The sequence below is a fragment of the Streptomyces sp. NPDC052043 genome (assembly GCF_044548235.1).
Lineage (GTDB): Bacteria > Actinomycetota > Actinomycetes > Streptomycetales > Streptomycetaceae > Streptomyces.
In genome coordinates this window covers 228,544-254,228 of the sequence record NZ_JBIUBT010000002.1, presented here as the reverse complement: position 1 = coordinate 254,228, position 25,685 = coordinate 228,544, and the positions used below count along the sequence as shown (strand labels likewise).

Sequence of the window (25,685 nt, the reverse complement as noted above, 5' to 3'; positions counted from 1 at the left end):
CTTCCTGGAACCGGCACATTCGGTGACAGGTGTTCTGGTCCGGGGGGCGAGGTGGCATGAACAGCGGCCGGCAGTTCCTCACCTCAGCCATGACGGCGCTCGCGCCGGCGATCTGGGGCAGCACCTACCTCGTGACGACCGAATGGCTTCCGTCGGACCGTCCGCTGCTCGCCACCACCGTGCGGGCACTTCCCTCGGGCCTGATCCTGCTGCTCATTTCCCGCGTGCTGCCGAAAGGGGAATGGCTGTGGCGTTCCCTGGTGCTCGGGACGCTCAACATCGGTGCGTTCAACCTGCTGTTATTCGTCGCGGCCTACCGACTTCCCGGCGGCGTCGCAGCGATGATCATGGCCGTGCAGCCGATGATCGTGCTGATCCTGGCGGCGTTGGTCATCGGCGACAAGATACGCGCCGTGCACGTGGTCGCATGCGCCCTCGGCGCGGCCGGTGTCGTACTGCTCGTGTTCCAGGGCTCAACGGCACTGGACACCGTCGGCGTCCTGGCCGCACTGGGCGGCGCGGCCTGCATGGCCACCGGTATCACGTTCACCAAACGCTGGGGGCGCCCGGCGCGAGTGGGCCTGCTCCCCTTCACCGGCTGGCAACTGACGGCGGGCGGGCTGGTGTCCCTGCCGTTCACCCTGTCCGTCGAAGGGCTGCCGACCTTCCTCACGGGCACGAACGTCTTCGGGTTCGCCTATCTCATCGTGTTCGGCGCGGTGATCAGTTACGCGCTCTGGTTCCGCGGCATCGAGAAGCTGCCCGCTCTGGCGGTCTCCTTCCTCGCCCTCGGCAGCCCGGTGGTCGCGACCATCCTGGGGCTGGCCTTCCAGGACGAGACCTTCTCGATCCTGCAGACTGTCGGAATCCTGGTGATCCTCGTGGCCGTGGTGCTCGCGCAGCCCCGGCCGCCCAGGCGACGCGGAGCCGTGGCCGGGAACCCCGCCGGGACTGATGGCCCCGCGCCGGGCGGACCGAAGCACGCCATGAGCCAGGGCGAAACCCGCCTCTGACGCACCTGACATCCCGCACGCCTCTCATCGCACATACCCACACATGAGCACACCGCTGGAGAGTTGTCATGTCCGCACAAGTACAAGAGAGTTCACGCTCTTCCCTGAAGGGATGGCTGGGTGTCGCCGCCATCACGGCCAGCCTCTTCGTCTTCCTCACTACCGAGTTGATGCCCGTGGGCCTGCTCACTCCGTTGAGCGAGAGCCTGGACATCTCCGTCGGCGTCGCCGGTCTCATGGTCACCGCCCAGGGCGTCGCGGCCGGCCTCGGCGTACCGTTCATCGTGGCCTGGACCAGGCGCGTCAACCGGCGCCCCCTGCTGACCACGCTGCTCGCGGTTCTCGCCCTGGGCAACCTCATCACCGCCATCTCGCCGAACTACCCCCTGATTCTCGGCACGCGGCTCTGCATGGGCTTCGCCAGCGGCGTCTTCTGGGCCATCGGCGTGAGCATGGCCATGCGGATCGTGCCCGAGCGGCACGCGAACCGGGCCGCGGCGGTGGTGATGTCCGGCATTTCCATCGCCACGGTCGTCGGTATCCCCCTCGGCACGATCATCGAGGCGCAGACGGACTGGCGGACCACCTTCGGCATCTGGGCCGGCCTCAGCGTGCTGGTCTTCGTCGCGGTCGCGGCCCTCATCCCGTCCATGCCGTCGCAGAACGCCGTGTCCGTCCGGGAGGTCTTCAACCTGCCGGTCAAGAACGGGCAGCTGCGGACCGTACTGTTCATCGTCGTCTTCTTCGTGCTCGGGCACTTCGTCGCCTACACGTTCGTGCGCCCCTACCTGGAGGACACCGCGAACGCCTCGTCCGCCTTCATCACCACCGTCCTGATCATCTTCGGTATCGGTGGTGCTGTCGGGAACTTCATCGCCGGTCACACGGTGAACAAGAGCCTGCGAGGCACCTTCGTCATCGGTCTCGTAGGACTCCTGGTCGCCCTGCTGCTGCTGCGCACCGTCGGCAATGGTGAACTGGGCGCCGTCATCGCGCTGGTCCTGTGGGGCCTCTCCTTCGGTGCCGTGCAGCTGTCCCAGATCAACATGACGCTCGCCGCCGCACCCGAGACCTTCGAAGCGGCCATGTCGCTCAACACCATGGCGTACAACACCTGCATCGCGCTCGGAGCGCTGTTCGGCGGCCTGTTTATCGACCACGTCGGTGTCACGAGCGTCATCTGGTTCGGTGTGGTCCTGGCGGCGGCCTCGCTGCTGCTGCGGCTCGGCACGGGCTGGGGGAAGAAGACCCCGGACAGCGTGTCCGAGGACGACCTAGCCCCCACCGCCGGATGAGGGTCTCGCCGTGAATCGTGGGTGGCCGGTGCGCCACCGGCCGCCCGGGCCGCGAAACATACGGTGGCCGGCCACATCCGGCGACCGTGCAATGGGCCGCCGCCGCCTCCATCCCCCCGTTGACGCTGCGGCGGCCCTCCACAGTGCCTCACCTTCTGGAAGTCGGCCATGCTGAACATCGCGCAGACGCTGTACGACTGGTGCCGCGCGGCCCGCCCCTTCGCCCTCGCCACCGTCGTCGACGCACCGTCGTCACCCGGCTCCGCGCTCGCCGTCGACCTCGAGGGACGCGCGGCCGGCGGCATCCCGGGCGGCTGCTGCGTCCAGGAGGCCGTCTACGAGACCTGCGTCGGGCTGCTGCGGGACGGCCGCGGCCCGGCCCGCACCCGGTTGGGACCGCGTCCCGACGACCTGCCCGCCGTCCCCCGGACCGGTGAACGAGGGGTCGACGTCCTGGTGCAGCGGGTCGAGCCCGCTGCCCAACCGTACCTCCTCGACGCCCTCGACGCGGTCGTACTGGGACGGCCCGCAGCCCTGGCCCAGGTCGTCGACGGCCCGGACGACCTGCTCGGCCGCACCCTGTACGTCCCCGGGCACGGTCCGCACCCCAGATCGCTTGAGACGGAACACGAGAGGCACCCACCGAGAGCGATCGTTTGCCATCGAACCTAGTCGCTCAAGGTCAGGGCATCGCAACCGACTAACTTCGCTGTCAAAGGACATCGACCGGGGCGACCGACGAGCGCCGGCCGCCCGGCGCCGCATACTGTTCACGTACCGCGCGTACGTCACCTGAACAGCACCACCCGCCGTCGGCGCGCCACCCGAACAGAGCACCACCTGCCGTCGGCGCGCCACCCGAACAGAGCACCACCTGCCGTCGGCGCGCCACCCGCACAGCGCCGCATACCGCCCGCGCACCGCCACACACCGCCGCACGCCACTCGCACCCCCACCCACCCTGCACAGCGGCACACCGATGGACAGACCCGAAATACCCGAACCTTTCGGGCGGCGTCGAACCCTTTGGGCAGAGCCTCACTGACGGCCCATCACCCGAATGGACCCCCCAAGAGGCGCCATCTCATATCTGAGATAACCTCAACCTCATGGCAGACGACTACCTCGTACGCATCGGCAAGCTCATCCGTGACGCCAGGCAGCACCGGGGCTGGACGCAAGCACAGCTGGCCGAGGCGCTCGGCACCAGCCAGAGCGCCGTCAATCGCGTCGAGCGCGGCAACCAGAACATCAGCCTTGAGATGATCGCCCGCATCGGCGAGGCCCTGGACAGCGAGATCGTCTCGCTGGGCTACGCGGGCCCCATGCACCTGCGGGTGGTGGGCGGCCGCCGGCTCTCCGGCGCGATCGACGTGAAGACGAGCAAGAACGCGTGCGTGGCGCTGCTGTGCGCCTCGCTGCTCAACAAGGGGCGCACGGTACTGCGCCGGGTGGCCCGGATCGAGGAGGTGTACCGCCTGCTGGAGGTGCTGAACTCCATCGGCGTGCGCACCCGCTGGATCAACGACGGCACCGACCTGGAGATCGTGCCGGCGGCCGACCTCGACCTGGACGCCATCGACGCCGAGGCCGCCCGCCGTACGCGGTCCATCATCATGTTCCTCGGGCCGCTGCTGCACTGGATGGACCAATTCAAGCTGCCGTACGCGGGCGGTTGCGACCTCGGCACGCGGACCATCGAGCCGCACATGATCGCGCTGCGCCGGTTCGGCCTCGACATCACCGCCACCGAGGGCCAGTACCACGCCGTGGTCGACCACGCCGTCCGCCCGGACCGCCCGATCGTGCTGACCGAGCGCGGCGACACCGTGACCGAGAACGCGCTGCTGGCCGCCGCCCGCCACAACGGCGTGACCGTCATCCGCAACGCCTCCTCCAACTACATGGTCCAGGACCTGTGCTTCTTCCTCGAGGTGCTCGGCGTCAGGGTCGAGGGCATCGGCACCACCACGCTCACCGTGCACGGCGTGCCGGACATCGACGTCGACGTCGACTACTCCCCCTCCGAGGACCCGGTGGAGGCGATGAGCCTGGTGGCCGCCGCCGTCGTCACCGAGTCGGAGCTGACGGTGCGCCGGGTGCCGATCGAGTTCCTGGAGATCGAGCTGGCGGTCCTGGAGGAGATGGGCCTCGACCACGACCGCACGCCCGAGTACTTCGCCGACAACGGCCGCACCCGGCTGGTGGACCTCACCGTCCGGCCCTCCAAGCTGGAGGCGCCGATCGACAAGATCCACCCGATGCCGTTCCCCGGCCTGAACATCGACAACGTCCCGTTCTTCGCGGCCATCGCGGCCTCCGCGCAGGGCAAGACCCTGATCCACGACTGGGTCTACGACAACCGGGCGATCTACCTGACGGACCTGAACCGCCTGGGTGGCCGCCTGCAACTCCTCGACCCGCACCGGGTCCTGGTCGAGGGCCCGACCCGCTGGCGCGCCGCCGAGATGATGTGCCCGCCGGCCCTGCGCCCCGCCGTGGTCGTCCTGCTGGCCATGATGGCCGCCGAGGGCACGTCGGTGCTGCGCAACGTGTATGTCATCAACCGCGGCTACGAGGACCTCGCCGAGCGGCTGAACTCGATCGGAGCGCAGATCGAGACGTTCCGGGACATCTGACCAACGGCTGCCGCCGCACCCTACGTGACCTGCACGAATGCGGGTCTGGAAGGGGTGCGGCGGCGCCTCTGGGACTTCTCTGGGACTTTGGGCCGGGGCCGGGCTGTTCCCAGTTGCTTGGGGGCTACCCGAAGACGGCGTCGATGGCGGCGCTGCCACGTGCGCCCGCGCGGGGCAGGAAGTGGGCGTACTTCCGGAGCGTGAACCCGGGGTCCGAGTGGCCGAGCCACCGAGCCAAGGAGACGACCGACTCACCGGCCTCCAACTGCTCGGAGGCGTAGAAGTGACGCAGGGCGTGGTAGCCGTGCTCTCGCGAGGGCTCCCACACGCGGGCTCCGTCCGGAGCGCTCTCCTCCAGCGGGGCGATCACGCCGGCCTCGGCCAGAGCGGGCTTCCAGACGTAGGAGTTGAAGTAGTTCCGGTTGATCGCCTTCCGCTCGCGTCCGGTCACCAGGAGGTTGTACGTCCTCGGCCGGCGATGCTTGGCTTCCACCGGTGTCTGCGGAGGGCTCGGGTCATCCCACGGCATGGTGATCGGCACGGGCGCGAAGAGGTCGATGTGCCGCCACAGGGCCTTGGCCACGCTGGGAGGCAGGGGCACGTCACGCACCTTGCGCCCCTTGGGAAGTGCGAAGCACAGCCTCGTCCGCACCATCTTGACCTGCCGTCGGATCCGGACGACGTCTTGATCGAAGTCGATGTCCTCCCTGGCCAGGCCGAACGCCTCTCCTTGCCGGAGCCCGAGTCCCGCACCGATCTCAATGAGGACTCGGTAGCGCTCCGGCAGAGCGGCACGCACCGCGAGCACTCGCTCTGGCGGCCACGCTTCGACCCGCCCGGCAGCTGCTGCCGGAGGTCGAACCGTACTGGCGCGGCAGGGGTTGCGTGCGAGCCGGCGGTCTTCGACGGCCGCCTGCAGGATGCCGGACAGCGTCGCCCAGACGAGCCGGATGGAGGTGGGACCGAGATCCTTCTCCAACTGCTTCTTCCAGCTCCGCAGCGCTTCCGTTCCGACGCTGTTGAGCGGCAGCGTGCCGAGGTGGGGAACGATGTGCCGACGTACCCGCTGTTCGATGCGCTCCAGGGTGGACGGGTCACCGCTCTGGGTGGGCCACCAGTGGACCGAAACATAGACCTTGAGGGAGATGGCTCCGTCACGTGGATCGACGAACTCGCCTCGGCGTGCGTCGGTCTGGGCCTGGGCAAGCCAGGTCTTGGCGTCCTGGAGCGTGTCGAAGGACCGGTCCTTGACTCCGGGGATGCCCTTGACGCGGTAGCGGGTGGACTTGCCATACAGGGCTGTGCGTTCGCGCTTGCCGGTCTCCGGATTGGGACGCTTCTTCAGCCATCGGTCTTCTATGTAGCCGGCCAGGTGAGTCTCCTTTGTCGATGGGTGGCTGAACGGCGTTCTGCGGCGCGGGACGTATCAGGCGTCGAGGAAGGCGCCAGACTTGCGCTGCGAGGCTGCGATCAGAGGGCTGAGAGCCGGGTTGGAGCGGGAGTCGGCCTGCTCCTGTTCGCGGATCCAGGCGTCGAGGGCGTTCCGTCGGTACATAACTCGACCGCGAGGCCCCATCCGGAAGCTGGGCGGTCCCTGCCGCCGGTGCCGCCAGACATAGAGCGTGTGCGGTGAGAGGCCGAGGTACTCGGCAGCGTCCTTCACGGTCAGGAACGCTGCGCGCGCAGCCTGGGGGGGCCGGGCGAGAGGCGAAAGGAGCTGGCAACGGTTGCGCGGGCATGAAAGGCTTTCTGTGAGATGCGAGGTCGCGCCCGTGGAGATTTCAGGGACAGCGAATATCGACCCGATCACCTGCGCACGGGCACGGTCAGAACAGCATGTAACTTCTGGCCCTTTTCCTTCCAGGAGAGGCAGGGACTTTTATCCGGAACCGATGAGGGAAGTTCCTCTCACGAAATAAACATAGGTCGGCCCGGACAGAACGACGGGCGTTCCGGGATGCTCAATGCTCCGGAGGATCACCGGTTTGGCCAACCGGCGATCGTCGACTATGTTGCCCCCGCCTCGACTGCCTTCTGAGGCTTGCCGGCATCACCAAGGAGGGCGCGCGGGGGTGTACCGGGGGCGGTGGCGATGGCCACGAGGTCGTCGATGTCGCAGCGCCAGCCCTGGCGTTCGATGCGGGAGAGCTGGGTGAAGGTCATGGGCCGGCCTAGGGCTGTGACGCGAGCGGCGAGCTGGCGCTGCGAGTAGCCGCGGGCTGCGCGAAGGCGCTCGATGGCCCGTGCGGCGGCCTGTCCTGCGGGACCGATTTCGAGGGGGCGCGGTGGCATTGGTGTGTTGTAGCTTGCTTTTCCAAGCGTGGGAAACACTTACCTGTCTGCTGTGAGCGATGCTCCGCACGCCGGTTTTTACAGGAGCGATTTCCCTCACCGGCGATCTGGGTTTACTGTCTTTCCGGACCAGCGCAATCAGTACAGAGTTCTAGAACCAACTCTGGACTTTTGCACCCTGGGTGTGGCTGTGTTGTCCACACCCCGGCGCGCTGCCGGACAACACCCCGATCCGTGACGAAGGTGGTCGATCGACATCGCCCGTATCCGCACCATCAAGCCCGAAGCGTTCTACTCCGAGTCCCTCGCGATGGTGTCCCTCTCCGCCGAGCGGACCTTCTTCGGGCTCCTCACCCAGGCCGACGACCGCGGCCGGTTCCGCGATCAGGCCGCGGTGATCGCCGGCCTGCTGTGGTCCCTGCGTCCGGGTCACGGCCCCATGGGCGTCGAGGACGACCTCAACCAGCTCCAGAACGCCGGGCTGATCTGCCGCTACGAGGGCGGCGACGGAAAGCGGTACCTGCACATCGTCACCTTCGACCGCCACCAGAAGATCAACCGGCCCAGCGGAGTACGCCACCCCGACTGCCCCCAGCACGACTTGGACCTCCCGCATGAGCCCTCACCGGTGACACACGGAGGAGTCACGGAGCCCTCAGTGAATCCTCCGGGAGGCGGGTCGGAGAACGCACCAGTGGGAGAAAGCACAGGTCAGACCCCACTCACGGAGCCCTCATCGCGCGCTCAGGGAGGACTCACGGAGCCCTCCGGGAGCCCTCACGGTCCGGATCTAGGATCTAGGAACAGGGATCTAGGATCTACCCCTTCGGGGGGCGCGGGCGCCCCCGCACCCCAGACCGTCTCGGCAAACGTCCTCATCCGTGAGTACGCCGCCGCGTGCGCAGAACGCCCGCCCTCCAGCGTGCTGGGGCACCTCGGGCGCGAGGTCAGGACTCTCCTCGCGGAAGGCATAGACCCCGACCACATCCGAGCCGGACTGACCCGGCACCGGACCAAGGGATTGCACCCGAGCGTGCTGCCCAGCCTCATCCACGAAGCGATGAACGCGACCGCGCGTGCCGCCTCCCACCAGGCATGGACGAATCCTGCCGACACCGCAGCAGCCTACGGAGGTGAACTCTGAGCACCACGACCGCCACACGCACCCGCTCACCGCAGTCCGGTGGCCCTGCGATGGCCCGCCTCGGCGCAATCCTGACCGCCCGCGGCATCGACCCCGAAGCCGTCGCAGCGGCCCCGCCGAACGAACCGGTCACCGCACTGGAGACGGCAGCCGCCCGCATCCCCGCCCGCTACCGCAACGCCCTCGCCGACCACCCCCGGATCACCGCCTGGGCCGACCAGATCGCCCGCGCCGGACGCCCCGGTCCCGGCGGACCGGGCATCGCCGAAGGCCCGTCGCTGCTGATCGCCGGCCCCACCGGCACCGGCAAGACCCACCAGGCGTACGGCGCCGTCCGCACCCTCCTCGCCCGCGGGGTCCGCCTGCGCTGGGAAGCCACCACCACCGCCGACTTCTACGCCCGCCTGCGCCCCCGCATCGGCCACGACGCCGAACGCGACCTGCAGACCCTGGCCCGCTGCCCGCTGCTGCTCCTGGACGACCTCGGCGCGGCCAAGACCAGCGAGTGGACCGAGGAGCTGACCTACCGGTTGATCAACCACCGGTACGAGCACCTGCTCCCCACCCTCATCACCACCAACCTCCCCACCGCCGAGCTGCGCACCACCCTCGGCGACCGCGTCGCCTCCCGCCTCGCCGAGATGACCGAACGCGTCATCCTCACCGGCCCCGACCGAAGACGCCGCTTCTCCGCGTGAGCTTCGACGACACCCTGCCGTCCCGCAGGAGACAGCCGCTGGGACCGCACTCCTTTCGAACCAGGGACCGGCAGCACCAACGTTGGGGACCGGGGGCTGGCCCCCAACGGCCCGAGGACCACGTGGGGACCGGTCCCCGTCAAACAACGCACGGTCCCCGCACAGTTCGGGGACCGGTCCCCACGGGACCGATCGATTGTGGGAACCGGTCCCCACAAAGACGCAGGTCAGCGGGCCAAAGGCCAGCCGCCTGCTGGTCCCCAAGAAATTCATAGAAGACGAAAACAATGGGGCCGGGACCGCGGTAGTCCTCTCGGGACCGACAGCCGAGAGCACGGTCCCCGAACGTATCGGGCCACGGGGACCGAGGACCGGTCCCCGTCCTCAGGACGCGTGGAAGTCTCGGACTGTCATGCACGATCCCCCCATGCCGCGTGAGCGCACAACTGCCACGGCACACAGCTCGATCCGACCGCTCGCCCACCAGCTCGCCGGAGAACCCAATGCACGACTCACATCACGACCCGTCGCCGATGTGCCTCTGGCGACGAAGCACTCGGTCTCAAGCGGAGCAAGTTGGGGCGGAAGCGTAGCTTCCGCCGAGCCCGGCCGAGGCCGAGCAAGTTATCGGCCAAGACACTCTTCCCCGTCAGGGAAGGCGCCATCGGCCGTGCCCGCTCCGGGGGAAGCGAGAGCGGTCCTGCACCGCGGGGCGCAAGTCAGGGAGACAGCCACCGAGGCCGGGTTGCAGCCGACGACGCTCGTCGCAGGACCTGCGCCCCGTTCCGAAGAGGACCGTGCGCAAGCGCCAGCCGAAGCCGACCACACACAAGCGTTCACGTGTGCAGTGTGCGTCTGAACGACGAGGAGAAGACTTTGCTCACCGTCGCCGCGTCTGCCGTGCAGAGCATCCTGCCTGCCTTCCTCACGCGCAGCGGGCTCGCAGCCGCCAGGGACCTCGACAACACCGCAGCTGCCATCGCCGGTCGCCGCGAGCTGGTCTCCAAGCTGTTCGCCGCCCGTCGGCACCTGGGCCATGTCGGCAACAATCTCAATCAGGTCGCCCGAGCGCTCAACTCTGGGAGCATCCCGCCGACCTCGACACCGTCGTCTCGGCCGCTGGACTCGCAGTCCAGCGCGTCCAAGAGGCCACCGACCAGCTCCTCGCATGTCGCCTCCGCGGCAAGTGAGAATTCGCGGGCTACTACGGTGTCACTTTGGGGTCCAGCAGGTCCAGCGCCTCCGTCCAGCGGAAGCGGTCGGCGCCTCCCCCGGCCTTTGGTCGGTGCGGTTCATACGAGCCGACCTGGACGCCCATTCCGGTTAGCCGTTTCAGGCTCTGCCGGTAGGCCGGGTGAGCGGCCTGGGCTGCGTTGAAGCAGGGCAGGACAGCGATGGGGATGCCCATGCCATACGCCTCGCAGAGGATGCCCAGAGCGAGGGTGTTGGGGATGCCCGCGGCCCACTTGTCGACCGTGGCCGAGGCTACGGCGATGGCGTCCGCAGGAGGCAGGGGGCGAGCCTCTCCGGGTGTGCGCCAGGCTGAGCGGATCAGGTAGCCGGTCTGCGCTTCGATCGTTTCCGCGTCGAGAAACCTGAGCCCCTGCGAGGTAGCAACGACCCCGACGTCCCAGTGCCGTTGCTGCGCGGCAGTGATCAGTGTGCCGACGTCCCCGAGACCGACAGCCCCTGACGGTCGGCAGAAACGCCTTCCAAAAGTTGGCCCTGGGCTGAGCGTAGCCTGCACGCGATGGAGCAGGCGCTTCATGTGACTCAGACAACTCCGGTAATCTTGAATGCGGCCCAGAACAGCGGGTTATCGGCAGCTTGTTGGTCAAGGTGGCTTCGCCAGTTCGGAAGCATTGCGTCGATGGCTGATTCGGCGGCGAACACCGGAACTGCCTCAGAGGACACTCGCCAGCGGTGTCCACGTAGGTAGCGGATGGTGTCGGCGTAAGCGGTGTGGGAGTCCGCGCCGACGCCGAGGTGTGCGTGGAGCACAGCGGAGAACACGACGCCTTGCAGATCAGTGATGTCCCACAGGGTGGAGATGACCGCTTTCGCGCCGCGGGCGAGAAACGCGGACTCGATGCTGCGCAAGGTCTGCACGGTACGGCCGGTGCCTTCGTGCGTGCCCGTTCTGCAAGCGTTCAGGACGACCAGGTCGACACTGGAGAAGACTCCGTCGGCGAGGATCTCGCTGGAAGTGAGCATGGCCTCTCCGAGCGAACCGCCGTGCAGAGCGAGTCCGGCAGCCCAGCGATTCGGGTGTGTGAGGCCGTGTGCCGCGACGTGGACGATCCGGGCCATGGGCATCATGAACAGAGCCCGGGCGGGAGTCGCCTCCTCCTGCGTGACAACTTCCACGCTGTTGTGAAGACCTGCGATCACGTGGGCTTCGCACAGTGGGCCGCCAATCAGTTCAAGGCCAGGGAGATGCCCACCTCCGTGTGCCACCACCAGCACCTCGACCACGGCCGTTTGCCGCTGGGATCTCTCGATGGCGGACACGAGTCGAGCTGTAGGGGCATATACCACCTGATCGAAAGCATCGATCAGGGTGGAGGTGCGGGCGCTGTCGAGCGGAGCTGCGTGGAGGGGCAGGAGTTCCAGCGGAGCCGTGGGGCTGAGCACCAACCGACGTGACTCATGGGGTGCGGCCGTCTCGATGATGGCTTGTGCCGGCCCACCGCACTCGGCGACCAACTGCTCCAGGTAGTCGTGCCACACACGTCGAGGGTGATCCGGTGCTTGCCGTGTCCATTCATCGACCGCGCCGGCGAGAGGCCCAAGGGGAAACTCCTCGCACGTAACCAGATCAAAATACGAGTGGCCCGCACGGGTCCGGCACACCGCGAGCTGAAGGGTTCCGTACCGGTTGATGAGGTGGACGAACGCTGTTTGTTCGTCCACAGAGGGCTTGTCGGAGCGGTCACTCCATCGCGCCTTGCCGTTCCCTCGCCCCGTGGCCGCCCGAAGGAGTTCCAGAGTGCGCTGCCTGCCCTCGACAGCCGCCTTCAGCTCCGCACCCCCCTCCAATGGGCTTTTCCCGTCGAGCAGGTCGGCGGCAAGCCGAGCACGTACCCAGGCGAGATGACGGGCGGCTGTCATGAAGGATTGGTACTCAGCAACGTCGGACTCCAGGGCGAGCTCGTCATGAATGTCCTCGCCCTTCGCGATCTCGCAGATCTGGAAGGCGACCTCTGCGGCCTGATCGTGGCCCTCAAGGGCGCTCCTCTGCCTGATCGTCTGTGTCTCGTCCCCGACCAACCGACGGAGCGCTGCGATCGCGGCTTCCTTGGCCCGGGCGCGCACTTCTTCCGGCAGACCGATCCGAATGCTGCCCACGGCCCTGAGCTCACCGTCGCCGACAAGCCGGACGACGCTGAGGCGGGCGTAACCAACAATCGCAAGGTGCAGGAGCTCCCAAGCGTGCTCCACCCAGGAGAGGGAGTAGGTGTACGGGGCCCGGAACGGAGGGTCGGGGTCGGCCGGAAGCGTGGGGAACTCGAACCACAGCCTCAGACCGTCACCGTAGTCCTCAAGTCCGATGCCATACCGCGTTGGCGGCTCCATCAACATCCGCACGGCCGCCATATGCGTGTCCGTCTCCACTGTGGCCAGCCAGACGGGGTGAGGACCTGCCTGTTTGTGGAAGAAGCGGGTTCCGCATGTAATGATTTCCTCGGCCATCCAGTCGGGCACTGAGTCATTCTGGGCGACGGAATCCGGTTGCCACAATAGAGAGTCATCTGATTCCAGTTCGGCTCGATGCATGCCCCAGCCCGCCCGAAGGCACTCCTCGACGTACCGTTCATCGTCCGTCATGGGCACGATCAGCTTGAGCTCATGCGCCGTCAGGTGAGATGTCAGCTGACCCATCTGGGCGTCCCACGCGTCGAGGTCCGTGCGTAAACCCGTCAAGAGCTCTGGTGAGAGGTCCCTGACGCGCTGTACGGTCTCTTCCAGATCGACGCGGTGGTGCCAGCGCTTCGCGACCTCCGTGAGGTCCGGTCTGTCATCCAGCCCCGGCCTGGTGCCCAGAAAAGCATCAGGGAGAGTGATCTTCATCAAGCCTCTGGTGACGAGGAACTCCGCGCACGCCTTCGCCGTTCCGGTGGCGGACTCGTGCAGGAGATCCGGGGGCAGGTAGGCGAAGGGATCCACCGCGTTGTTCAGGGCGACGTCGACAAGCAGGTCGTCCTCAAGGCACCAGATTGCTGTGAGCTCGTCGCGGACCTTCTCGCGTGAGTGCGTAGACAGTCGGCGTCCCGCCCACAACTCGATCAGCAAGGCATGCAGTCTGCCCACGTCCCACCAGCGTTCCCACGGCGCCCCACCCCTTCGAACCGTGCGCAGGACAGGCATGACGAGGTCGTAGGTCACCACTGATTCGGGCGCCCCTGGGGCGACGAGGCCGGTCGATCGGAGGCGATCGCCGATGATCCGCGGAGAACTGCACCCGATGTCCTCCGTGGCGATGCGGGTCAGCACGGTGGCAAGCGTTAGTTGATCATTCGCGACCCACGAGGGGAACATGTCGGAACGGCATGTTTCGGGTCTGAGTCCGTGGCAGACCCGAGCTGCGAGACTGTCGACCCACGTGGTGCGTATGCGAAGCAGATGGTCCCGCATCAGTTGTCCCGGCCTCCCCGACAGTGAGCAGTCGCTACGCAAGTATGTCTGCGGTACCCGCAAGTCATCGCGGAATCAGGGAACATCAGGCCATCAGGTCGCGAGGATCCTGCACCCGCTGTTCGGAAGGGCATACGACGATGCCGCACGCGCCCACCACTGTCACCCAGGTCGTGATCGTTCTTCTTCTGGTACTCCCCGGCGTGACCTACCAGTTCGTCCGCGAACGCGCCCGCGGTCCGGTCCCGGGTCACAGAGACCTCGGAGAGCGCATACTCCGAGCCATCACCGCAGGTATCGCTCTCGACACCCTTTACGTCCTGCTCGCCGGCCCGTGGTTGGTGCACCTCGTCTACGACCGTCGCCGAGGCTGGCTGACCGGCGCAGCCGACAACCCTCGCGTCACCGCGCTGACAGCGACAACCCTGTTGATCGTGGTGCCGGCCGCTGCCGCCTGGCTCACCTCATGGCTGGGCTCGCGAGGAAGCCGGTCCACCTACGACCCGACCCCCACGGCATGGGACAAGGTCTTCCAGCGTCGGAGCCACTGTCTGGTACGCGCCCGCCTGAAGAGCGGTCACTGGGTGGGCGGGTATTACGGGGAGAGGTCCTACACCTCCGGCTACCCGGAAGCCGCAGACCTGTATCTGCAGACCACATGGGCCGTGTCCAGCGCCGGATCGTTCGAACGTCCACTGCCGCGTTCCGGCGGGATCTATATTCGGATGGATGATGTGGAGTTCCTCGACTTCGTCGAGGTACCTTCCGAGACCGAAGAGGGAGACACGGCAGGTGACCGAGACACGAACGCAGTTGGACCCCAACGGGAAGAGGGGGTACCGGCCCGTCGGCAGTCGGCCCGAGCCGACGCAGGCTCCGCCGACGCCGCCTCCGGTCGCTGAGCCGGACACCGGAACCGGCACGACCGACGAAGAGTGACGCGAGGCGTCCGCCCTGCGGAACCGTCGCACCTTCGCCACGATCCGGATCAGGGCTCGCCCGCGTCACCCGAGCTGAGTGGCATGCCCTTCCCTCAGAGCGTGGTCTAGCTTGGCAGGGGCTGCCCGCCCCTCGACCGTGCTGAAAGTGAGGCCTCAGGTGCACATCGCCCCCCTCGGTCCCGACGATCCCGCCGAGCTGGGCGGATACGAACTGCTCGGCCGGATCGGGCAGGGCGGGATGGGCCAGGTGTACCTGGGCGAGTCGCCCGGCGGGGAACCGGCCGCCGTGAAGGTGATCAAGCCGTCCGTGGTCGACTCCGAGACGCGGACGAGGTTCGCGCAGGAGGTGGAGATCCTCAAGACGATCTGGGGCGCCCGGATCGCCGCCCTCCTGGACGCCGACCCGGAGGCGGAGCGCCCGTGGCTGGCGACCGAGTACGTCGAGGGCCTCGACCTGAGCCGGTACGTGGCTGCCCACGGTCCGCTCCCCGCGCTGCTGACGGCGGCTCTGGGCGCGACGCTGGCCGAGGCCCTGGCCACCGTGCACCGCCAGGGGTTGCTGCACCGCGATCTGAAGCCGGCCAACGTACTCCTCGGCCCGAACGGACCGAAGGTGATCGACTTCGGGCTCGCGGTGTTCGCGGAGTCGAACGTGTCGCTGACCGCGCCGCACACGGTCGTCGGCACACCCTCCTGCATGCCGCCCGAGCAGGCGAACGGCGAGAAGCCCCTGACACCGGCGGTCGACGTGTACGCGCTGGGCGCGGTCCTGCTGTTCGCCGCCTCGGGCCATCCGCCCTACCGTGCCGACAACATCCATCTCCTGTTCCACCAGGTCGTCGACCCCACGGTCGCACCGGATCTGTCCGGGGTCCCGGACGAGCTCGTGCCACTGCTCACCGCCATGCTGGCCCACCGCCCCCAGGACCGGCCGGATCTCCCCGAGGTCGTCCGCAGGTGCCGCGCGCTGATCGAGGCACAGGGGCTGAAGGTCGCCCAGGCACGCCGCAGGCTCACCACGTACACGGCCGCCCCGACCCACGTCCTGGACGATCTCCTCGCCGTCGGCCGTGCGTCCGGACCCGAGGTCCGCACGGAGCCCGGGGCGGCCTGGACTCCCCCCGTGCCCCCGCCGACCGGGCGGGAACAAGACTCGGCGGACTCCCGGCCGGCTCACCGACGGCAGGACGGCTCCCCGGCCGGTTCCGAGATTCCACCGGTGCCCGCTCCGGCGCGGACGCCCGCCGATCCCCGTCTCCTGCTCCGCCGTGACGGCACCCCTGTGGAGCCGTCCGCCGCCGCCCCTGCCGACTCCGCACCCGCCGCTCGGGCCAGGGGCATGGCCGCCGGTCCGGGCCAGGATCCGACCGCCGCGACGTCCGCCGCTCCGCTGTCCCCCCGCCGCTCCTCCGGGCGCGGCAGAGCGGACCGGCCCTCCCTGCGGAGTTCGGCGCAGGCCCGGATCACCGCCCGGCGGCTGCGCGAGGCGTATGCGGCCAGTACACCCTTCTGCCCCGTACGCCCCTGAGACCCGCGATAATGGGCGGGCCCTGGAGAGGGCCCGCACCCGCACGATCGACCCGCTTCAGGAGGCCACCGGTGACCGCCGTCCAGACCAGCGTGGAGCAGACCGACGCGGAACAGACCGGTGCGGAACAGACCGGTGCCACGACCGGGCAGGACCAGTACCCGGCCGGTGCCCTGGTGGTGGTGCGGGACGAGGAGTGGCTGGTCAGAAGCTCGATGCCGACGTCCGACGACGGCACGCGCATCGAGGTCACCGGGGTGTCGGAGTTCGTCCGGGACCAGGAGGCCGTGTTCTTCTCCGGCCTGGACCGGATCGAACTGCTCGACCCGGGCGCGACCGAACTCGTCATGGACGACTCCCCGAACTACCGCCGCTCCCGGCTGTTCCTGGAGGCGGTGCTGCGCCGCACCGCCCTGCCCCAGTCGGAGCACCGCCTGGCGCTCGCGGACTCGTTCCTGATGGACCCGCTCCCCTATCAGCGCCGGCCCGCCCAGCTGGCCCTGTCCGGCGCCAATCTGCGCCCGCGGCTGCTGATCGCGGACGTGGTCGGGCTCGGCAAGACACTGGAGATCGGTCTGACCCTGGCCGAGCTGATCCGCCGCGGCCGGGGCGAGCGCATCCTGGTGGTCACCCCGCAGCACGTGTTGGAGCAGTTCCAGCACGAGCTGTGGACGCGGTTCGCGATCCCGCTGGTACGTCTGGACTCGGTGGGCATCGAGCGCGTCCAGCGGGAGATCCCGGCCGGCCGCAACCCGTTCACCTCGTTCAAGCGGGTCATCGTCTCCATCGACACCCTCAAGAACACCGACCAGTACCGGCACCACCTGGAGCAGATCCGCTGGGACGCGGTCGTCATCGACGAGTCGCACAACCTGATCAACCGCGGTTCGCTGCGCAACCAGCTCGCGCGCACGCTCGCCCCCCGCACGGACGCCCTGATCCTGGCCTCCGCGACCCCGCACAACGGTGACGCGAGGTCCTTCGCCGAACTGATCCGGCTGCTGGACCCGGTGGCGATCCGCGACGCGGAGAACTACCGCGCCGCCGACATCGAGCACCTGTTCATCCGGCGGACGAAGATCAGCCCGGAGGTCCGCGAGCAGATGAAGGGCCAGTGGGCGGACCGGGGCCCCTCCCGCTCGGTGCACTGCCCGGCCACCCCGGCGGAGGAGCGGATCTTCGAGGAGCTGGCCGCCGTCTGGCTGCCCGGTGACGGCGGCGCCTCGGTCAGCGCCGTCCCCCTCTTCCCCTACACGCTGCTGAAGTCGTTCCTGTCCTCCCCGGCCGCGCTGCGGGCCACGGTCTCCGCGCGGATCAGGACGCTGGAGAAGAAGGAGGACCGGCGCGGCAGCGAGGCCGAACTCGCCGCCCTGCGGCGACTGTCGGAGCTGGCCGCCGGCCTCACCGAGGCGGACTCCGCGAAGTTCGGCGCCCTGGTGCTGCAGTTGCGCGACGAGATCGGGGTGGGACCCGGATCCGAGGCGCGGGTCGTGGTGTTCTCCGAGCGGGTCCAGACCCTGGAGTGGCTGGCCGGGGTACTGCCCGCCGCTCTCGGCTTCCGTGGCCGCGCTGCCCGCGACTGCGTCCGCGTCATGCACGGCGGACTCTCGGACGAGCAGCAGATGGACCGCGTCGAGGAGTTCGGCCTGGCCGACACGCCCGTCCGGGTCCTGCTCACCGGTGATGTGGCCTCCGAGGGCGTCAACCTGCACCGGCAGTGCCATCAGCTCGTGCACTACGACGTGCCGTGGTCGCTGATCCGCATCGAGCAGCGCAACGGCCGTATCGACCGGTACGGGCAGGCCCACCCGCCGGAGTTCCGGGCGCTGATCCTCACCAGTGAGGTGGAGGGCGCGAAGGACGACACGGTCGTCGCCGAGCGGCTGCTGCAACGCGAGGACCAGGCGCACCGCGCGCTGGGCACGGCGGAGGCGGTGACGGGCCTGTACCGGGCGGAGGCGGAGGAGCGGTCCCTCATCCAGGACCTGCTGCGGGGCAGGACCGTCGACGAGTCCCTGGACACGCCCCGCGCCGGGGCCGACGGGCAGGACGCCGGTCTGGACGACTTCCTCGCGGACTTCTTCGGCTCGGTGGACGCGACGGCGGGGACGGCCGGGGACCCGGGAGCGGACGGGGACGGCGCCCCGGCCGCGGCCCATGCGCCGTCACCGGACGACCGTGCCGGCGCGAGCCCGGTGCTCCCCCGTCTCTTCGACTCCACCGCCCACTTCGTGGACGAGGCGCTGCGCGAGGTGTACCCGGACGCCCGCGACCGGCTGGAGCTGGACCGCGACCAGCAGTCCGGTCTGATCTCCTTCCGCCCCCCGGCGGAACTCGTCCACCGCCTCAAGGCACTGCCCTCGGACTACCTGCGCGAGCAGCGGCTGCGGGAGCGGCTGCTGGTGACCTTCAACCGCCGCCTCGCCGAGCACTCCCTCCAGCGGGCCCGGCAGTCGTCCGCGTCGAGCTGGCCCGAGATCTCCCTGCTCACGGACCTGCACCCGGTCGTCGAATGGCTCACCGACAAGGTCCTGGTCGGCCTCGGCCGACAGGAGGCGCCGATGATCACGGCGCACGTGGCGGAGCCGGTCTACCTGGTCCAGGGCGTGTACTCCAACAAGCTGGGCCGACCCACCGTCGTGAAGTGGATGGGTGTGACCTGGCGGGAGGCCGCCCGAGAGGGCCTGGCCGTCGACGACATGGTGTCCCTGTTGCGGCGCGCCGGGGTCGGCCCCGCCATGGCGAACAAGCGGGGCTACCGCGATCCCGGGCCCCTGCGCGCGGCTCTCCCCCGGGTGCTGGAGACGGCCGGGGCGTTCCTCGACGCCCACCGCGACGCCTGGGACGAGCCGCTGCGCCGGCCCGTCGAGGAGTACAAGCTGCGGCTCGGCGCCTGGGAACAGCCCACGCTGGACGGGGAACGCACCCGGGAACGCCTCGCCGATCTCGCCGACTCGCTGCTGACGACGGGCAGGCCCCTGCTGCGGGTCCTCGCGGTGCTGGTCCCGGACACCGACGCGGACGCCGGCCGCGGGAACGGTGACGGAGCGCCCCCCGTCTCCCTGGCCGCCCCGTCGTCGTCCGCCTTCCGCCACTCGCCCCCGCCCGCCGCCCTGTGACCCCGGTCTGTGACCCTCTGAGAGAAGCCCTGTCATGACGTACGACTCCCTGGTCAACCGTGGCGACTACTTCTCGGCTCACTACCTGGCCGAGGTGCTGCCGAAGGATCTCAAGTCGGGCCTGCTCCAGCGGTGGAAGGAGCGCGAGGAGGCGGCGAAGCCGCCCGCCGGGCACGACGGCGGAACCGAGGAGGAGACCTCCGCCGCGCCCACGCCCGGCCGGACCGAACTCCCGGTGACCCCGCGCGCCGGACTGCGGGAGCTGCGCCGGGGCTACTTCCGCGCGCGGTCCTCCTTCGCCCTCCCCGAGGACGAGGACGGCATCATCACCGTCCGCGACACCGACGACGACGTCCTGACCTACGGGAAGCCGGAGTGGCGGGAGCAGGTGCGGGCCCTCAACGCCGAGGTGCTGCGCGCGCTCGGCTACGACGCCAAGCCGCGCGTCCTCTCCGTCGAGCGCGCGGGCCAGGCGTACGAGGTCCCGGTCGCCCACGCCGAGAAGGGCCTGGTCGCGCTGGACTGCGGCTGGGCCGCCGAACCCGACGCCGCTCTCGACCCGAAGGACCGCGGGCGCCTGCTGGAACCGGTGCCGCTGGACGGCCCGCACCCCGTGAAGGCCGGCGCCAAGCTCGCCTCCTTCCTGTTCGCCTGCGAGGAGCCGCCCCGGTACGTGCTGCTGCTCGGCGGCGGGGTGATCGTCCTCGCCGACCGCGCGGTGTGGGGCGAGGGACGCTACCTCGGCGTCTCCCTGGACACCGCGCTCCAGCGCAACGACACCCGCGCGGGCGGCGAACTCGACACCGTGGCCGCGCTGTTCGGCGCGGACTCGCTGCGCGCACCGGAGGAGGGCGGCGAGAACCCGCTGGCCGAACTGGTCGGCAAGTCCGCCAAGCACGCGGTCGGGGTCTCCAGCGAACTCCGCGACGGCCTGCGCAAGAGCGTCGAGCTGATCGCGAACGAGGTGCTCCAGCGGCTGCGCGATCAGGGCGTCCGCCCCGAGGACATCGGCGAGCTCCCGGAACTGGGCCGACGGTTGACCCGTGAGTCGCTGCGCTACCTCTACCGGATCCTGTTCCTGCTGTACGCGGAGGCCCGCCCCGAGCTGGGCATCCTGCCCGCCGACTATCCCGAGTACCAGCAGGGGTACGGACTCGGCCGGCTCGGCGAGCTGGTCGCCGAGCGGGAGCCGGTGGGCGACACCGCCCGCAAGGGCTTCTACCTGTACGAGTCCCTGGACCTGCTGTTCCGCAAGGTGCAGGACGGCTACCGCCCGCGCCGCACCCACGGTGTGGAGCCGGCCGACACCGACGCGGTGGACGCGCGGACCAGCGAGGACGTCGGCCTGCGCTTCGAGCCGCTGCACAGCAAGCTGTTCGAGCGCGACGCCATCCGCCTGATCGGCGCGGACAGCCTCCCCGACCCGCGATACGACTCCGACGAGGCCCTGGCGCGCGGCGAGTCCGTCCGCCACCTGGACACCCGGCTACGCAACGCCACCCTCCACCAGGTGCTGCACAGCCTGATGATCACCCAGGGGAAGCGAGGGGAGCGCGGCGGCTTCATCTCGTACGCGCAGCTCGGCATCAACCAGCTCGGCGCGGTCTACGAGGGCCTGATGTCGTACAGCGGCTTCATCGCGGGCGAGGAGCTGTACGAGGTCGCCAGGCACGGTGACCCGAAGGACGGTTCCTGGCTCGTCCCCGCGTCGAAGATCGCCGACTACGACGACTCCGTGTTCGTACGGCGCCGGGACCGGCTCACCGGTGAGGACCTGCGCGTGCGGTACGCGCCGGGCACGTTCGTGTACCGCCTCTCCGGGCGGGACCGGCAGACCTCCGCGTCGTACTACACGCCCGAGTCGCTGACGCGGGTCACCGTGCAGCTGGCCCTCCAGCAGCTCCTCACCGACACCACGGAGGCGAAGGACCTCCTGGACTGGCGGATCTGCGAACCCGCCCTCGGCTCGGGCGCCTTCCTCAACGAAGCGATCAACCAGGTCGCGGCGGAGTACCTGCGGCGCAGGCAGGCCGAGCTGCGGCGGTCGATCGACACCGACCAGTACGCGGTCGAGCTCCAGAAGGCGAAGGCGTACATCGCGCTGCACAACTCCTACGGCGTCGACCTCAACGAGACGGCCGTGGAGCTGGCGGAGGTGTCGCTGTGGCTCAACACCATGCACCCCGGCATGGAGGCCCCCTGGTTCGGACTGCACCTGCGGCGCGGCAACTCCCTCATCGGCGGCCGGCGCGAGGTGTACGCGGCCGAGCGGCTGAAGAAAGGCGGCTGGCTGGGGACCACCCCGGAACGCTTCCCGCTGGCGAAGGCGGTGGGGGGCGCGCCGCTTCCTGAGGGCGCGGTGCACCACTTCCTCCTCCCGGCGAAGGAGTGGGGCGCGGTCGCCGCCGAGAAGGAGGCGAAGGCACTCGCCCCGGCGGAGGCGAAGGCGCTGGCCGCGTGGCGAAAGGCGGTCACGAAGTCCCCGACGGCGAAGCAGACGGCCAAGCTCCAGGGGCTGGCCCGGCGGGCCGAGTACCTGTGGGGTCTGGTCGTGCGGCGGCTGGAGCTGTCGGAGCGGGACATCTCCCGGGACATCCGGGTGTGGGGAGCGGAGGACGACTGGCTGCGCCGGCCGAAGACGGCCGTGCAGCGGGACGTGATCCTGGCCGACCTCCAGGCGGAGGACACCCCCTACTGGCGCCTCAAGACGCTGATGGACGCGTGGTGCGCGCTGTGGTTCTGGCCCGTGCAGAACGCCGCGCTGCTGAACGGTACGGACGAGCGGTACGCGCGGGCGAAGGCACTGGCGGCACGGGCGGCGGAGTTGGAGGCGGTGAGCGTGGTGGGTGGTGAGGAGAGCGGCGCTGACGATGTTCTGCTGGCCTGGGAGGCGGACGCTCTGCCCGGCTTCATGGCCGAGCCCCAGCAGATGACGCTGACGCGGGACTCCGTGTCCCGCCGCCGCACCGGCCGCCGCGCGGAGCAGATCAGGGGTGAGCGCCGCGATGTCATCGCGCTCGCCGACCTGGACGACTGGATCGACTTCGCCCAGGCGCTGCTGGGCACGCAGGACGTGCCGGAGGAGTCGCTGGTGTCGACGTTCGAGACGCTGGACGACCTGTCCGTGTACGAGGACGAGCTGCCCGAGTGGATGGGCATGGACCGGTTCCAGTCGCTGGAGGAGCGGTTCCTGTGGGCGGGCGCGGCGAGGGACGTGGCGAGGGCGCAGGGGTTCTTCCACTGGGAGCTGGAGTTCGCGCAGGTGTTTGCGCGGGGTGGGTTTGAGTTGCAGGTGGGGAATCCGCCTTGGGTGAGGCCGCAGTGGCAGGAGGATCTGGTTCTGGCGGAGTTGGAGCCGTGGTTCATGTTGGCGGAGAAACCAAGTACTGCGGAGTGGCGGCTACGCAAGGAAGACCTGCTGGCCAACCATGCAGCCAGCTTGAACTTTCTCCTGCGTGAGTTGGTGATGCATGCGGGGGCCGTGGGCATGTTGGGCAGCCCGGCCACGTACCCCCTTCTTCTCGGCACCCAAGGTGACCTCTACCGCGCCTTCATGGCTCAAGTCTGGCAGCACATCGCACTCCATGGCAGCGCGGGCCTAATTCACCCGGACACGCACTTCAGCGGTGCACGCGAGGGTCTAATCCGATCAGCCGCCTACCGCCACCTTCGGGTCCATGGACACTTCGTTAACTCAGCGAACTGGGCATTCGAAGACCTATCCCGTTCCCAAGAATTCGGGATGCATATCTACAGCACATCACAGGAACCGAACTTCCTGCACGTCAGTCAGCTCCGAGACGCAGACATGCTGCCCTTGTCCCTCACTCATGACGGACAAGGGGCAACACCCGGCATCAAGCACAGCAGCTCGTGGGATATCCGCCCCCACCGCGAGCGCGTGGTTCATGTGGATATGATTTTGCTATCCAGCTGGAATTCTCTGACAGACTCAGCGGGGGGAGCAGCTCAGACTACTCTGCTGTATCCAGTGCTCATCGGCGAGCAAGGGGCGATCGAAGCACTGACCGCATACCGCAGGACCCTGGCCGATTACAGTCCGATGACTTCAAGCGGGTACCACGAAAGCGGCGCAAAGAAAGAAGGTCTGATTCGCTGGGAAAACAAAAACGTCTCCACGCTAACAGATGTAATCCTGCAAGGGCCGCACTTTTCATGCGCGAATCCTTTCTACAAAGAGCCGATGATCCCCTGCCGAAACCAGAGACACTGGAAGGAATTCGCGCCGACCGAACTCCCATCGACGTGCGTCCCCGTAAGCAACTACGTACGAGCCACCGACATGGAAACATATTTGACAGCCCAGGACTCATGGCTCGAAAGGCCATCCACCTCGTACTTCAGACTGGCTTGGCGAAAGTTGATTCCCTACAATACCAGCCGCAGCCTGCAAGCGGCCCTTATTCCGCCTGGTCCAGCTCACATCGATGCCGTAAACTCGCTGGCCTTCACGAACAACCGAATGACCGCACTTAACGCGGGCTTCTGGGCTACTCTCCCACTGGACTATCTGCTTCGCATCACCGGCAACGCCAATCTCCACTTCGCCGAGGCTCGCAAGATGCCCGCCCCAGACCCTGCACACCCCCTAGCATCTGCCCTTTTGTTGCGGACTCTTCGCTTGAATGCCCTGACTACCCACTACGCACCGCTCTGGGAAGAACTGTTCGACCCCAGCTGGGCGGGCTACGAGGATTGGGCCAATCCCAAATGGCCACGTCTGAAGCCCCTCGCCGCCAACCTCAAGCCAGTGTGGGAATACAGCACCCCCCTCCGCAGCGAACACGAACGCCGAGCCGCCCTCGTAGAACTCGATGCCCTGGTCTCCGTCTGGCTCGGCATCACCGCCGACCAGCTCGCCGCCATCTTCAAGTCGCGTTACCCCCAGCTCTACGACTACGAGTCGGCGACCTGGTTCGACGCCAACGGCCGCAAGATCGCTGCCGACTTCAACACCTACGGCCACGGCCAGACCAAGCAGGACTACCTCGATCTCATGGCCCACCTGGAAAACCCGGAACACACCCCGCCCCCCGAGGGCTACCAGGCCCCCTTCTACAGGGCCGACCGCGAGGCCGAGATGCGGGCAGCGCACACCCACTTCCAGGCGCGACTGGACGCCGAGATCGGCGCTGGGCGCTGGACTCCACCGGTCCACGAGAAGGAGAAGGCGTAGTCGACAGACACGACGCGATACAGGTCTACCCCCGGTGCGTTACCGAGGGCAGACCTGTTGCCTACTGAGCGGCGAAGCCGACGAACGCCGCCCAGGCGGCAGCAGCGACCGAGAGGGCGGGTCGGCTTGTGTCCTTGGAGTCACGAACGCGGACGACGTGGGCGCAGCCGGCGACCTCGACACACTCTCCTCCAGCCCCACCGCTATAACTGCTCTTACGCCAGGGCAGTTCACCCGGAGTCTCGTTCACTTCACACCTCTCCAAGCAGCTTCTCAACGAAGGCCAGCGACTCGCGCGGAGTGAGAGCCTGCGCACGGATGATGCCGTACCGCGACGCGACTCCCTGAACCTCCCGCCGGTCACTGACCATTGTGCTGCGTCCCTGAGCTTCCAGGTAAGTCACTTGATCACCTCCAGAGCGGTACAACAAGGTGAACGGCCCGTCCACGCCTGCATTGCCCTCTCGGTCAAGCGGCATGATCTGAATCTCGACGTTCCGGAACGCGCCGACGAGCATCAACTGCTCCAGTTGACCACGCATGACCGACCAGCCGCCCAACGGTCGACGCACAACCGCCTCGTCGATGACAAAGCTCAGCAGGGGCGCGGGCCTGCGCTCGAATACATGCTGGCGCGCGAGACGGGCCGCGACCCGCTGTTCCACGGTCTCCTCGTCCAGCAACGGACGCCACATGCCGAACACCGCCCGCATGTACTCCTCCGTCTGAAGCAGTCCGGGCACCGCCTGAGTCGCGTACACCCACAGCTCAACCGCCTCCCCCTCCAACCGAGCCGCGTCCCGGAAGAACGCCGGATACTGCGCCCGAGCCACCTCCTCCTTCATCTCCTGGAGGACCCCGCCCGCATCCAGCGCCTCGTCCGCCTGGTCGATGAACCTCGGCGGCGGCACCCGGCGTCCTTGCTCGTACGCTGCAATGGTCGAGACCGAATAGCCCGTCAGCGAGCCGAACTCGGGCCGCTCCAGTCCCGCCCGCACCCGGAACCGCTTCAGCTGGCGCCCGAAGACCCGCAAAACACCTGGGCTGACGTCCGGTTCCGGCCGCCGTCCGTCCCCGTTGCTGCCGTCGTTCTCGGACCCCTCGTCCACCAGCCTCGTCGGTTCACTCATCCCCGTACCACCTCCCCCGGCCGACGCGCCCCCGCGCCGACCGTCACGCTCCGT

At 68.4% G+C, this 25,685-nt stretch carries 17 protein-coding genes and 2 pseudogenes; 11 read left to right on the top strand and 8 right to left on the bottom strand.

Translation table 11 applies throughout. The annotated features are described in order from the left end of the window. The first annotated feature begins 56 nt into the window (after positions 1–56). The 4 genes from ACIHCX_RS05840 to ACIHCX_RS05825 all read left to right on the top strand — a co-directional run bounded on the left by ACIHCX_RS05840 (position 57) and on the right by ACIHCX_RS05825 (position 4,947). Positions 57–1,013: an EamA family transporter gene (locus ACIHCX_RS05840; protein WP_400026976.1), complete on the top strand. Its 957-nt coding sequence runs from the start codon at positions 57–59 to the stop codon at positions 1,011–1,013. Positions 1,014–1,081: 68 nt separating this feature from the next. Then, positions 1,082–2,308: an MFS transporter gene (locus tag ACIHCX_RS05835; protein ID WP_400026974.1), complete on the top strand. Its 1,227-nt coding sequence runs from the start codon at positions 1,082–1,084 to the stop codon at positions 2,306–2,308. Positions 2,309–2,476: 168 nt separating this feature from the next. Further along, a complete protein-coding gene (locus ACIHCX_RS05830) occupies positions 2,477–2,980 on the top strand; it encodes an XdhC family protein (RefSeq protein ID WP_400026972.1) in 504 nt (167 codons plus the stop codon). Between the two features lie 437 nt (positions 2,981–3,417). Beyond that, positions 3,418–4,947 (top strand): helix-turn-helix domain-containing protein, encoded by a 1,530-nt coding sequence (locus tag ACIHCX_RS05825; RefSeq protein WP_400026970.1) that lies wholly within the window; start codon positions 3,418–3,420, stop codon positions 4,945–4,947. Positions 4,948–5,071: 124 nt separating this feature from the next. Here ACIHCX_RS05825 and ACIHCX_RS05820 read toward each other — a convergent pair whose 3' ends face one another. The 4 genes and pseudogenes from ACIHCX_RS05820 to ACIHCX_RS05805 all read right to left on the bottom strand — a co-directional run bounded on the left by ACIHCX_RS05820 (position 5,072) and on the right by ACIHCX_RS05805 (position 7,239). Then, a complete protein-coding gene (locus ACIHCX_RS05820) occupies positions 5,072–5,746 on the bottom strand; it encodes a tyrosine-type recombinase/integrase (protein ID WP_400026968.1) in 675 nt (224 codons plus the stop codon). A 627-nt stretch (positions 5,747–6,373) separates the two neighbouring features. Continuing rightward, the gene (locus ACIHCX_RS05815) at positions 6,374–6,502 is read right to left on the bottom strand and encodes a hypothetical protein (RefSeq protein ID WP_400027727.1); all 129 of its coding nucleotides are present in this window, start codon (positions 6,500–6,502) and stop codon (positions 6,374–6,376) included. 18 nt (positions 6,503–6,520) lie between these two features. Continuing rightward, positions 6,521–6,610, bottom strand: a pseudogene (locus tag ACIHCX_RS05810) (helix-turn-helix domain-containing protein); the annotation flags it as partial. A 344-nt stretch (positions 6,611–6,954) separates the two neighbouring features. After that, positions 6,955–7,239 (bottom strand): helix-turn-helix domain-containing protein, encoded by a 285-nt coding sequence (locus ACIHCX_RS05805; RefSeq protein ID WP_400026965.1) that lies wholly within the window; start codon positions 7,237–7,239, stop codon positions 6,955–6,957. A gap of 256 nt (positions 7,240–7,495) precedes the next feature. Between ACIHCX_RS05805 and ACIHCX_RS05800 the strand changes: the two genes are divergently transcribed. The 3 genes and pseudogenes from ACIHCX_RS05800 to ACIHCX_RS05790 form a co-directional block, all read left to right on the top strand. After that, the gene (locus ACIHCX_RS05800) at positions 7,496–8,383 is read left to right on the top strand and encodes a hypothetical protein (protein ID WP_400027692.1); all 888 of its coding nucleotides are present in this window, start codon (positions 7,496–7,498) and stop codon (positions 8,381–8,383) included. 50 nt (positions 8,384–8,433) lie between these two features. Continuing rightward, the gene (locus ACIHCX_RS05795) at positions 8,434–9,081 is read left to right on the top strand and encodes an ATP-binding protein (RefSeq protein WP_400026963.1); all 648 of its coding nucleotides are present in this window, start codon (positions 8,434–8,436) and stop codon (positions 9,079–9,081) included. 840 nt (positions 9,082–9,921) lie between these two features. Continuing rightward, positions 9,922–10,143, top strand: a pseudogene (locus tag ACIHCX_RS05790) (plasmid mobilization relaxosome protein MobC); the annotation flags it as partial. A gap of 142 nt (positions 10,144–10,285) precedes the next feature. Here the strand turns inward: ACIHCX_RS05790 and ACIHCX_RS05785 are convergent. Further along, entirely contained in the window at positions 10,286–10,849 is a 564-nt protein-coding gene (locus tag ACIHCX_RS05785) for a flavoprotein (protein WP_400026961.1), read from the bottom strand. A 5-nt stretch (positions 10,850–10,854) separates the two neighbouring features. Beyond that, positions 10,855–13,575 (bottom strand): CHAT domain-containing protein, encoded by a 2,721-nt coding sequence (locus ACIHCX_RS05780; RefSeq protein ID WP_400026959.1) that lies wholly within the window; start codon positions 13,573–13,575, stop codon positions 10,855–10,857. 281 nt (positions 13,576–13,856) lie between these two features. On the opposite strand from ACIHCX_RS05780, the gene ACIHCX_RS05775 reads away from it, so the two are divergent. The 4 genes from ACIHCX_RS05775 (at position 13,857) to ACIHCX_RS05760 (ending at position 24,501) form a co-directional block, all read left to right on the top strand. Next, positions 13,857–14,618: a DUF6338 family protein gene (locus tag ACIHCX_RS05775; protein ID WP_400026957.1), complete on the top strand. Its 762-nt coding sequence runs from the start codon at positions 13,857–13,859 to the stop codon at positions 14,616–14,618. Between the two features lie 196 nt (positions 14,619–14,814). After that, positions 14,815–16,185: a protein kinase gene (locus tag ACIHCX_RS05770; protein WP_400026955.1), complete on the top strand. Its 1,371-nt coding sequence runs from the start codon at positions 14,815–14,817 to the stop codon at positions 16,183–16,185. A 71-nt stretch (positions 16,186–16,256) separates the two neighbouring features. After that, positions 16,257–19,304, top strand: a complete 3,048-nt coding sequence (locus tag ACIHCX_RS05765; protein WP_400026953.1) for a DEAD/DEAH box helicase — start codon at positions 16,257–16,259, stop codon at positions 19,302–19,304. 34 nt (positions 19,305–19,338) lie between these two features. Further along, complete coding sequence (locus ACIHCX_RS05760) at positions 19,339–24,501, top strand: class I SAM-dependent DNA methyltransferase (RefSeq protein ID WP_400026951.1); 5,163 nt, start codon at positions 19,339–19,341, stop codon at positions 24,499–24,501. Positions 24,502–24,562: 61 nt separating this feature from the next. Here ACIHCX_RS05760 and ACIHCX_RS05755 read toward each other — a convergent pair whose 3' ends face one another. Together ACIHCX_RS05755 and ACIHCX_RS05750 are read right to left on the bottom strand one after the other, a co-directional pair. Then, positions 24,563–24,751 carry a DUF397 domain-containing protein gene (locus ACIHCX_RS05755; protein WP_400026949.1) on the bottom strand — a complete coding sequence of 63 codons (189 nt, stop codon included), beginning with the start codon at positions 24,749–24,751 and terminating at the stop codon, positions 24,563–24,565. A gap of 1 nt (position 24,752) precedes the next feature. Further along, complete coding sequence (locus ACIHCX_RS05750; RefSeq protein WP_400026946.1) at positions 24,753–25,631, bottom strand: helix-turn-helix domain-containing protein; 879 nt, start codon at positions 25,629–25,631, stop codon at positions 24,753–24,755. Positions 25,632–25,685: the final 54 nt, after the last annotated feature.

Coding starts and splice junctions, on each gene's coding strand:
- ACIHCX_RS05785 (WP_400026961.1), bottom strand. CDS start 10,849: ATGAAGCGCCTGCTCCATCGCGTGCAGGCTACGCTCAGCCCAGGGCCA.
- ACIHCX_RS05750 (WP_400026946.1), bottom strand. CDS start 25,631: ATGAGTGAACCGACGAGGCTGGTGGACGAGGGGTCCGAGAACGACGGC.
- ACIHCX_RS05760 (WP_400026951.1), top strand. CDS start 19,339: ATGACGTACGACTCCCTGGTCAACCGTGGCGACTACTTCTCGGCTCAC.
- ACIHCX_RS05825 (WP_400026970.1), top strand. CDS start 3,418: ATGGCAGACGACTACCTCGTACGCATCGGCAAGCTCATCCGTGACGCC.
- ACIHCX_RS05805 (WP_400026965.1), bottom strand. CDS start 7,239: ATGCCACCGCGCCCCCTCGAAATCGGTCCCGCAGGACAGGCCGCCGCA.
- ACIHCX_RS05840 (WP_400026976.1), top strand. CDS start 57: ATGAACAGCGGCCGGCAGTTCCTCACCTCAGCCATGACGGCGCTCGCG.
- ACIHCX_RS05815 (WP_400027727.1), bottom strand. CDS start 6,502: ATGTACCGACGGAACGCCCTCGACGCCTGGATCCGCGAACAGGAGCAG.
- ACIHCX_RS05775 (WP_400026957.1), top strand. CDS start 13,857: ATGCCGCACGCGCCCACCACTGTCACCCAGGTCGTGATCGTTCTTCTT.
- ACIHCX_RS05795 (WP_400026963.1), top strand. CDS start 8,434: ATGGCCCGCCTCGGCGCAATCCTGACCGCCCGCGGCATCGACCCCGAA.
- ACIHCX_RS05830 (WP_400026972.1), top strand. CDS start 2,477: ATGCTGAACATCGCGCAGACGCTGTACGACTGGTGCCGCGCGGCCCGC.
- ACIHCX_RS05835 (WP_400026974.1), top strand. CDS start 1,082: ATGTCCGCACAAGTACAAGAGAGTTCACGCTCTTCCCTGAAGGGATGG.